Annotated in this window: 7 protein-coding genes; all 7 read left to right on the top strand. The window is 69.7% G+C overall.

Going from position 1 to position 10,609, the window contains the following annotated elements; translation table 11 throughout:
- The coding region (locus VFY73_RS01050) for an alpha-L-fucosidase (RefSeq protein WP_329716045.1) at positions 1-541 on the top strand (541 nt) is incomplete at its 5' end.
- A complete protein-coding gene (locus VFY73_RS01045; RefSeq protein ID WP_329716044.1) occupies positions 538-2,427 on the top strand; it encodes a glycoside hydrolase family 127 protein in 1,890 nt (629 codons plus the stop codon). The genes VFY73_RS01050 and VFY73_RS01045, both read left to right, overlap by 4 nt.
- A 2-nt stretch (positions 2,428-2,429) precedes the next feature.
- The gene (locus VFY73_RS01040) at positions 2,430-3,659 is read left to right on the top strand and encodes a glycoside hydrolase family 27 protein (protein ID WP_329716043.1); all 1,230 of its coding nucleotides are present in this window, start codon (positions 2,430-2,432) and stop codon (positions 3,657-3,659) included.
- 11 nt (positions 3,660-3,670) lie between these two features.
- Positions 3,671-5,182, top strand: coding sequence for an alpha-N-arabinofuranosidase (locus VFY73_RS01035; protein WP_329716042.1), 1,512 nt, complete (start codon positions 3,671-3,673; stop codon positions 5,180-5,182).
- 20 nt (positions 5,183-5,202) lie between these two features.
- Positions 5,203-7,134, top strand: coding sequence for a glycoside hydrolase family 97 protein (locus tag VFY73_RS01030; protein WP_329716041.1), 1,932 nt, complete (start codon positions 5,203-5,205; stop codon positions 7,132-7,134).
- Positions 7,135-7,218: 84 nt separating this feature from the next.
- Positions 7,219-9,540, top strand: coding sequence for a dockerin (locus tag VFY73_RS01025; protein WP_329716040.1), 2,322 nt, complete (start codon positions 7,219-7,221; stop codon positions 9,538-9,540).
- A gap of 68 nt (positions 9,541-9,608) precedes the next feature.
- The coding region (locus VFY73_RS01020; RefSeq protein ID WP_329716039.1) for a GH39 family glycosyl hydrolase at positions 9,609-10,609 on the top strand (1,001 nt) is incomplete at its 3' end.

Genomic DNA, 10,609 nt, shown 5'->3' with positions numbered 1-10,609 from the left:
CATCTTCGACAACCACCAGTACAAGCCCGCCAGCACGGTCATCCACCGCCTGTGCGACATCGTCTCGAAGAATGGCAACCTGCTGCTGTCGGTGCCGCTGCGCGGTGACGGCACCATCGATGCCGACGAGCGCAAGATCCTGGAAGACATCGCCGCCTGGATGGCGCGCAACGGCGAGGCCATCCATGGCACCCGCCCCTGGCGCACCTTCGGCGAAGGCCCGACCAAGGTGACCGGCGGCATGTTCAGCGAGGGCAGTTCCAAGCCGCTCACCGCCGAGGACATCCGCTTCACCACCAAGGGCGGCGTGCTGTACGCCATCGCCCTGGGCTGGCCGCGCGACGGCAAGCTGCGCATCCACACCCTGGCCGACGGGTCGGCCCTGGCCCAGGGCGCGATCGAGAGCATCCAGGCCGTCGGCTCGCCCGACAGCCTGGCCTTCAAGCGCACCCACCGCTGGCTGGAAGTGAAGCTGCCTGACGGGCTGGCCGGCTCGCCTGCGGTGGCCGTGAAGATCCGTGGCGGCGTGGTGACAGGGTGACGGACCGCCGCGCCTTCCTGACCAGCGCGGCGGTGGCGCCCATGCTCGCCGCCGTCGCACCGGCGGCCGGCGCCGTCGGGCCCGGCGTCGCCGGCGCCCGGCCCTTTCCATTGCAGCGCGTGCGCCTGCTGCCCGGGCCTTTCGAAGCGGCCCGCGCGCTCGACGCCCGCTACCTGCTGTCGCTCAACGCTGACCGGCTGCTGCACGGCTTTCGCGCCAACGCCGGGCTGGCGCCCAAGGCGGCGCGCTACGGCGGCTGGGAGTCGAAGGACCTGTGCCCCGGCCATACGCTCGGCCACTACCTGAGCGCCTGCTCGATGATGTGGGCCTCGACCGGCGAAGGGGCCTTTCACCAGCGCGTGGCCTATGTCGTCGAGGAACTGAACACCTGCCAGCAGGCGGGCGGCAGTGGCCTGGTCTGTGCCTTTCCCGATGGCGACACGCAGTTGCGCAACGTCATCGCCGGCCGGCCAGTGACCGGCGTGCCCTGGTACACGATGCACAAGATCCTGGTGGGCCTGCTCGACGCCCACCGGCACGCCGCCCACCCGCAGGCGTTGCCCGTGCTGCGGCGGCTGGCCGACTGGATGGTGCAAGCCACGCAGGGCATCGGGGACGAGCGCTTCCAGCAGATGCTTGGCGTCGAGTTCGGCGGCATGAACGAAGCGATGGCGGACGTGCACGCGTTCACCGGCGACGCGCGCCACCTGCAGCTGGCGCAGCGATTCAACCACCGCGCCCTGCTCGATCCACTGGCCGAAGGCCGCGACGCGCTCGACGGGCAGCACTCCAACACGCAGATCCCCAAGGTCATCGGCTTCCAGCGCCTGGCCGAGGCCACCGGCGACGAGCGCTGTGCCCGGGCGGCGCGCTACTTCTGGGGCACCGTCGTCCACAAGCGATCGTTCGCCACCGGCGGCAACGGCGAAGCCGAGCATTTCTTCCCGCCGGCCGACGCGCGCAAGCACCTCGGCTCGGCCAAGACGATGGAGACCTGCTGCACGCACAACATGCTGCGGCTGACGCGTGCGCTGTTCACGGCCGAACCCTCGGTGGCCTACGCCGACTACCACGAGCGCGCGCTGTTCAACGGCATCCTCGCGTCGCAGGACCCGGACACGGGCATGGTCACCTACTTCCAGGCCCTGCGCCCGGCGTACCCCAAGCTCTACGGCACCCATGAGCGCTCGTTCTGGTGCTGCACGGGCATCGGCATGGAGAACTTCGCCAAGCTGGGCGACTCGATCTACTTCCAGGATGCGCGCGACCCGGCGTCGCTGTACGTCAACCTGTTCATCGCGTCGACGCTGGACTGGGCCGAGAGGGGCGTGCGCCTGCGCCAGACGACGACCTTTCCCGACGAAGCGTCCACCCGCCTGGCCATCGAGGCCGGTTCGCCGGTGCGCTTCAGGCTGTGCCTGCGCCACCCCGCCTGGTGCGACAAGCTGACCGTCACCCTCAACGGCAAGCCGCTCGTCGAGAGCACCCAACCGGGCCGTTATGTCGAGGTCGACCGCCGCTGGCACCCTGGCGACGCGATCGACGTGGCGCTGCCGATGCGCTTGCACCTGCAGGCGCTGCACGGTGCGAGCGATGTCGCCGCCGTGATGCATGGCCCGCTCGTACTGGCCGCACGCATGGGCCGCGATGGCCTGCAGCCCGGCGCGGACCTCATCGCCAGCGAGCACGACTACGGCTGGGTGCTGAAGACCACGGACACGCCCCTGCCCCGGCTCGCGCTGCGGGGCCGCTCGCTCGATGAAGCGGTGCGGCCTGCTGGCGCGCCTCTGCTGTTCCGCGCCGCGGGGCCTGGCGGCGATATCGAACTCATCCCCTTCCACCGCGTCGCGCACGAGCGCTACAGCCTCTATTGGCAACTCACCTGACCATGACACCACTGCCTTCACGCACCTTTCACGCGGCCGCCGCCAGCGCGGCGCTGTGCGCCGCCATGCTCGCCGCCGTCTCCGCACCGGCCCACGCCCACGAGACCCTCAAGCTCGACGCACCCAAGCCCAACCTGGCGCCCACACCGCCGATGGGCTGGAACTCGTGGAACAGGTTCAAGTGCGACGTCAGCGAGCACCTGATCCGCCAGCAGGCCGACGCGATGGCGGCCTCCGGCATGAAGGACGCGGGCTACCAGTACATCGTCATCGACGACTGCTGGCAGAAGAGCCGCGATGCCGACGGCAACATCCAGGCCGACCCCGAGCGCTTCCCCAGCGGCATCAAGGCCCTGGCCGACTACGTGCATTCCAAGGGGTTGAAGTTCGGCCTGTACTCCGACGCCGGCTCGCTCACCTGCGGCGGCCGCCCCGGCAGCGCCGGCCATGAGTTCCAGGACGCGCGCCAGTACGCCCGGTGGGGCGTGGACTACCTGAAGTACGACTGGTGCCACACCGGCACCCGCAACGCCGAGGCCGCTTACACCATCATGGCCAAGGCCCTGCGCGAATCGGGCCGCGACATCGTGCTGTCGATCTGCGAATGGGGCGGCAACCAGCCCGAGCGCTGGGGCCCAACGGTGGGCCACCTGTGGCGCACCACCGGCGACATCTATGACGCCTGGGAGGGCCAGAAGGACTGGTCCATCGGGATGACCAACATTCTCGACCTGCAGGTCGAGCGCGCGGCGGTCGCGGGCCCCAACGGCTGGAACGACCCCGACATGCTGGAAGTGGGCAACGGCGGCATGTCGACCACCGAGTACGAGTCGCACTTCTCGCTGTGGGCCATGCTGGCCGCGCCACTGATCGCCGGCAACGACCTGTCCAGGATGGACGCCGACACGCTGCGCATCCTGACCAACAAGGACGTCATCGCCGTCGACCAGGATCCGCTGGGCAAGCAGGGCCGCCGCGTGCTGAGGCAGGGCGAGCTCGAGATCTGGGTGCGCCCGCTGCAGGGTGGCGAATACGCCGCGGTGCTCTTCAACCGCGGCAAGACGCCTGCCGAGATGAAGCTCGGCTGGGACCGCCTCGGCCTGCCCGCCACCCAGAAGGCCACTGTGAAGGACCTGTGGTCCAAGAAGGTCACGAAGAACGTCAGCGGCAGCCATGGCGGCAAGGTCGCCCCGCACGGCGTGCTCATGTTCCGCATCACCCCCGAACTGTGAACAACAACCCCATGAAGATTCTCGCCACCGCTGCCCTGGCCCTGTGCACCGCCTTCGGGGCCGCTGCGCAGGCTGTCGACGTCAAGCTCACCGTCACCAATGAGGCGGCCGGCCCGCGCATCGAGCCCACGGTCTACGGCCACTTCGTCGAGCACCTCGGCCGGGGTGTCTACGAAGGCCTGTGGGTCGGCCCCGAATCGACCATTCCCAACACGCGCGGCTGGCGCAACGACGTGGTCGGCGCGCTGCGCCAGGTCGGCATCCCGGTGATGCGCTGGCCGGGTGGCTGCTACGCCGACGACTACGACTGGCGCGACGGCATCGGCGACCCCGCCAAGCGCCCGGTGCGCTTCAACAAGTGGTGGGGCGGCACGGAGAGCAACCGCGTCGGCACGCACGAGTTCATGGACCTGGTCGAGCAGCTCGGCAGCGAGGCCTACATGGCCGGCAACATGGGTTCGATGCCACCGCGGGCCATGGCCGAGTGGATGGAATACATGACCGCCGACGGCAAGACTGCTCTGGCCGACGAGCGCCGCCGCAACGGCCGCGACAAGCCCTGGACCATCAAGTACTTCGGCGTCGGCAACGAGAGCTGGGGCTGCGGCGGCAACATGCGGCCTGAGTACCAGTCCGACCTGCACAACCAGTACGCCACCTTCCTGCGCGGCCAGACGGTGCGCGTGGCGTCTGGCGACGGCACGGGCAACGACCACCTGATCGAGGTGCTGATGCAGCGCAGTGCAGCGCACATGGATGCGCTCACGCTGCACTACTACACCATGCCCGGCGACTGGTCGAAAAAGGGTGATGCCACCGGCTTCGACATGCAGGCCTGGGCCAGGACGCTGCACTCGGCGCGCGGCATCGACAACCGCATCAGCGCCATCACGAAGATCATGGACAAGCACGATCCGGCCAAGCGGATCGCGCTCTACGTCGACGAGTGGGGCACCTGGTACGACACGCCCCAGGGCGCGAGCGCGCTGTACCAGCAGAACTCGCTGCGTGACGCGATGGTGGCCGCGGTGTCGTTCAACGCCTTCCATCGCCACACCGCGCGGGTGAAGATGGCCAACATCGCGCAGATGGTCAACGTGCTGCAGGCCATGGCGCTGACCGAAGGCGCGAAGATGGTGCTAACGCCCACCTTCCACGCCTTCGACCTCTACAAGCCCTTCCGCGGCGCCACGCCGCTGCAGGCGCAGCTGCAGGCCCCGCCCTTCCGCACCGGCGACATCGAGCTGCCGGCGGTCGAGGCCAGCGTGGCGCGCGCCGCCGACGGCAGCACGCTGCTGGCGCTGGTGAACCTGGACCCGCAGCGCCCGGCCCGCGTGGCCACCAACCTGAAGGCCGCGGCCCAGGGCCGCGTGCTGACGGCCGCGGCGATCGACGCCCACAACACCTTCGACAAGCCCAAGGCCGTGGTGCCCGCGCCGTACAGCGCGCGGCCCGGCCCGCAGGGGCTGACGCTGGAGCTGCCGGCGAAATCGATCGTCGTCGTCAGCGTGCCCAAGCACTGAACCACCCAACCATGACGCCAATGAAGACGCACGCCCCCACCCGGCTCGCCGCCTGCGCCCTGTGGGCCCTGGCAGGCACAGCCGCCCATGCTGCGGATGCCGTGGTCACCTCGCCTGATGGCCGCACCACGCTGCGCATCGCCGAGGACGGAACCACCTTCACCGTCGCTCGCCGCGGCGAGACCGTGATCGCCACCTCGCCGCTGGGGCTGGAGCTGGACGGCGCTCCGGCGCTGGGCGCGCTGAAGCTGGAGTCGCGCGAGGACGTGACGGTCGACCGCATGGTCCCGCTCGTGGCCACCAAGGCGGCCAGCGCACGCGACCACTACCGCGGCGCCACCCTCACCTTCAACGAAGCAGGGGACGCGGGCCGTCGCCTGATGCTGGACGTGCGCGCCTATGACGACGGCATCGCCTTCCGCTACCGGCTCGCAGGCACCGGGCCGGTGAAGCTGCGCGCCGAGCGCACTGCCTTCGTGCCGGCGGGCGACCCGTCGTGCCTGGTCACCCCGGTCGACAGCGCGCACGAGGCGCAGTTCGAGCGCCTGCGCGTCTCGCAGCTCAAGACGGACGCGGCCTACGACGTGCCGGTGGTCTGCGCCACGCCCTCGGGCCGCACACACTACGCCATCACCCAGGCCAGCCTGCACGGCTACACCGGTGCTTCGCTGTGGCGCGATGGCCCGGCATTGCGTCTGCGGCTCTCCCCCGTGCCGAAACGCGAAGGCCCGGCCGTCGTCTCGGCGAACGGGCTGACGACCGCCTGGCGCGCCGTGATGATGGCCGACCGTGCCGGCGAGCTGATCGAGTCGCACCTGGTGGGCAACCTCAACCCGCCACCGCAGGGTGACTTCAGCTGGGTCAAGCCCGGCAAGGCCTCATGGGACTGGTGGTCGGGCCCGCTGGAAGGCGTGAAGCCCGACCTGGCGGCCTACAAGCGCTTCATCGACTTCGCCGGCGAATCCGGCTTCCCCTACCACCTGATCGACGCGGGCTGGTCCTGGGGCGCCGGGCCCTGCTGCGACCCGTTGCCCACCACGGACATCACCCGCCCGGCGGATGGCATCGACATGCCCGCGCTGGTGCGCTACGCGGCCGACAAGGGCGTGGGGCTGCTGCTGTGGGTGCACTGGGAGCACCTGGCGCCGCGCCTGGACGAGGTGCTCGACACCTATGCGCGCTGGGGCATCAAGGGCATCAAGGTCGACTTCATGAACCGCGACGACCAGGAGATGGTCGCCTTCTACCAGCGCGTCGCCGAGGCCACCGCGAAACGCAAGATGCTGCTGGACATGCACGGTGCCTACGTGCCCGCCGGCCTGCAGCGCAGCTTCCCCAACTACATCACGCAAGAAGGCGTGCTCGGCGCCGAGTGGAACAAGATGGACCGGCGCGTGACGCCGCGGCACAACCTGATGCTGCCCTACACGCGCATGCTGGCGGGGCCCCTGGACTACACGCCCGGCGGCTTCCGCAACGTGCCGCCCTCGCAGTTCGACGTGCGCGCGGTGATGCCGCTGACCCAGACCACGCGCGGCCAGGCCCTGGCCATGTACGTGGTCTACGACAGCCCGCTGCAGATGGTCTCCGACGACCCCACCAACTACCGCGGCGAACCGGGCTTCGAGTTCATCAAGCGCGTGCCCACCGCCTGGGACGAGACGCGCTTCATCGACGGCGAGCCGGGGCGCGACATCGTGCTCGCGCGCCGCTCGGGCAAGCACTGGTACATCGGTGCGATGACGGCCGACGAGGCCCGTACCGCGCGCGTGAAGCTGGACTTCCTGCCGCCGGGCCAGCACCGCGCCACCGTGTGGGAAGACGGCGAGGTCGCGCGCGAGCTCAAGCGCAGCGTGCGCACGGTCCAGCGCGGCGACGTGCTGACCCTGCGCCAGGCCGCAGCCGGCGGTGCCGCCGTGGTGCTCGAACCGCTGTCCCAGTCCGCCCCCTGATTGGCGCCGACGCGCCATGACATTGCCTCGTTCGACACAGGCCCGCCCATGACCAGCCGCAGTAGACGACTACTTGTTCTTTCGATGCTCTCCTCGAGCGTGTTGGCAGCCTGCGGCGGTGGTGGGGGTGACGGCGGTGGAACGCCTGCCCCGCCGCCAGGCGGTGGGACGCCTCCCCCGCCCCCGCCGGCGCCACCGCCGGGGGGCGACGGCTGGACGCCCGGCCAGCCCGTCACCTGGCAAAGCGTGAAGTTCGGCGGCGGCGGCTACGTCACCGGCCTCGTCTTCCACCCGACGACCGAGAACCTGCTCTACGCCCGCACCGACATCGGCGGCGCCTACCGCTGGAACCCGGCCACGACGTCCTGGACGCCCATCACCGATGGCGCCGGCTTCGGCGCCGCCGAGGGCCGCTACCACGGCATCGAGAGCATCGCCATCGACCCGAACGACGACCAGCTCGTCTACATGGCCACCGGCATGTACACGTTCGAAGGCAACGGTCGCCTGTACATCTCCACCAACCGAGGCGACCACTGGACGCACGTCGCCTTGCCCTTCGCCCTGGGTGGCAACAATCCCGGCCGGGCCATCGGCGAACGCCTGGTGGTCGACCCCAACAAGCCTTCTACGCTGTTCTTCGGCTCGCGCGAGGCCGGCCTGTGGAAGAGCGCCGACTCCGGTCGCACCTGGGCCCAGGTGAGCGCGCTGTCGCCCGTGAAGATGACGCCGGACCAGGTCTCGGCGGCCGGAGGCAGCGGCAAGGGCGTCGGCGTGGTCGTCTTCGACACCGGCACCAAGGGCAGCGGCACGGCCACCCCCACGATCTACGCCGCCATCTCGCCCGACTACGTCAACGCAGCGGGCCTGTCGTCGAGCCTGTACCGGTCCACCGACGCCGGCGTTTCGTGGGCGCCGGTGGCGGCCCCGGTCTCCGGCATGCATGTTCCACACATGGTGCGCGCCGCCGACGGCATGCTCTACGTGGCGTTCACCCAGGACGCCGGGCCCGGCGCCGGCGGCCCCGGCCGGCTCTACAAGTTCGACGGCACGAACTGGACCCTGCTCAAGAGCGTCGATCCGACCGAATGGACGAACCCCGGCCTGGGCGGCCTCGCCGTCCACGGCAGCGGCGCGACCACGCGCATCGCCCTGGGCGTGACGAACACCTGGGGGAACTACGAGGGCCAGCAGATCGTGCAGCTCTCCGACGACGCCGGGCTGACCTGGCGCGAGATCGAGGCCATGACGCCGGGCGAGACCGCCTCCGGCTGGGTCGACGATGTCAAGATCAACCCGCTCGACCGCGACCACATCCTGCATGTCCACGGCGGCGGCGTCATCGAGACGAAGAACGCATCCGCGGCCACGCCGACCTGGAACGGCAAGATCGAAGGCATCGAGGAGATCGCGGTCCAGGCTGTGGTCACGCCGCCGGCCGGCTCGTCGTACCTGCTGGTCAACAGCGCAGGCGACGTGGGCGCCTGGGTCCACACCGACCTGGCGACGGCGCCGACGCTCAACCCCGGCACGGGCTGGAGCAACGGCAACTCCGCCGACCTGGCGTGGGCCGACCCGCTCTACATCGCGGCGGTCGGCGTCGTCAACTCGACCGGGGCCGCCAGCGGCCACTGGTCGGGCGACGGCGGCAACACCTGGATGCCCTTCGCCACCCTCCCCGCCGGCGCCCGGGACAACACGGGCAGCAACGGCAACATCGTGGTCACCGCCCGCAACCGCGCGGTCTGGGCGCCGGCGAACTCGGTGCCGTCCTACACCAGCGACAACGGCGCGAGCTGGACGGTGACCAACCTGCCCGAGCTCGCGGTCGTCGGGCAAGGCTGGGGCCGCGGCTACCGCCTGGCCGCGGACCGGCAGAACCCGAACAAGGTCTATGCCTACGACTCGGGTGGTGCCACGTGGAGCGGCGAGCTGGGCAAGGTCTACGTCTCGACCAATGGCGGCCATACCTTCACGCTCAGCGCCGGCTCGGTGGCTGCGAACCTGGCCCCCGACGCCTGGTGGACGACCTCCCTCGCGGTCAACCCGAATGCCGAAGGCGACCTCTGGCTGGCGGACGGCAATGCCGTGTACCGCTCTGTCGATTCGGGCGCGACCTGGACGAAGCTCCACCACTTCGCGTCGGCCAACGGCGTGCAAGGCGCCAGCCTCATCGCGCTGGGCAAGGCCGCTCCCGGGGCCACGTACTCGGCGGCGGTCTACGTGGTGGGCGTGATCCACGGCGTGTGGGGCGTCTACCACTCCGACGACGCCGGCGCCACCTGGACGCGCTTCAACGATGACGACCACCAGTTCGGCGGCATCGGCGTGATGGCGGCCGACCACAGCGTCTACGGACGGATCTACGTCAGCGGCACCGGCCGGGGCCTGCTGTACAGCAACTGAAGCAAGCACAGATGACCATCTCTTTGATTCCCATGCCGAATCCCCTTCTCCGCCCGCTTGCGGCGGCCATGCTTTCCCTCGGGCTGTTCGCCACCACCCACGCCACGCCACCCGCGCCCCGCGAGGTGACGATCGACCGCGCCGCGGCGAGCCAGCCGATGGACCGCTTCTTCGACCTCGCAGTCGGCGCCGACTACCCCGGCACCACCGGCCGGCCCGAGAACCTGGCCCAGCTCAAGACCGCCGTCGACGAACTCGGCTTTCGCTACCTGCGCTTCCACGACATCTTCCACGACACCTACGGCACGGTGAAGAAGGACGGCGACAAGCTCGTCTTCGACTGGACCGGCATCGACAAGCTCTACGACGCCATGCTGGCGCGCGGCATCAAGCCCTTCATCGAGCTCGGTTTCACCCCGGGGGTGATGAAGACCTCGCCGCTGACCATCTTCTACTGGAAGGGCAACACCTCGCACCCTCAACCCGGCCCGTGGATGGAGCTGATCGACGCCTTCGTGCGCCACCTGATCCAGCGCTACGGCATCGAGGAAGTGCGCCAATGGCCGTTCGAGGTGTGGAACGAGCCCAACCTGAAGGACTTCTGGGAGAACGCCGACCAGAAGGCCTACTTCGAGCTCTACGCCAACACCGCGCGCACGATCAAGAAGATCGACCCGACGCTCCAGGTGGGCGGCCCGTCGACCGCCGGCGCGGCCTGGGTGCCCGAGTTCCTGGCCTATGCCAAGGCCCACAACGTGGCGGTGGATTTCGTCACCACCCACACCTACGGCGTGACCGAGGGCTTCCTCGACGAGTTCGGCAAGTCCGACCGCATCCTGGCGACCGACCCCAACTCGATCATCGGCGACGTGCGCCGCAACCGGCAGGAGATCGAAGCCTCGCCCTTCCCGGGCATCCCGCTCTACATCACCGAGTGGAGCACCAGCTACAACCCGCGCGACAAGGTCCACGACAGCTACGTCAGCGCGCCCTGGATCCTGACCAAGCTGCGCGCCACGCGCGGCTACGCGCAGGCCATGAGCTACTGGACCTACAGCGACCTGTTCGA

This window comes from Ideonella sp. (assembly GCF_036277275.1).
Lineage (GTDB): Bacteria > Pseudomonadota > Gammaproteobacteria > Burkholderiales > Burkholderiaceae_C > Ideonella.
This window is presented reverse-complemented; position numbering and strand designations above follow the sequence as displayed.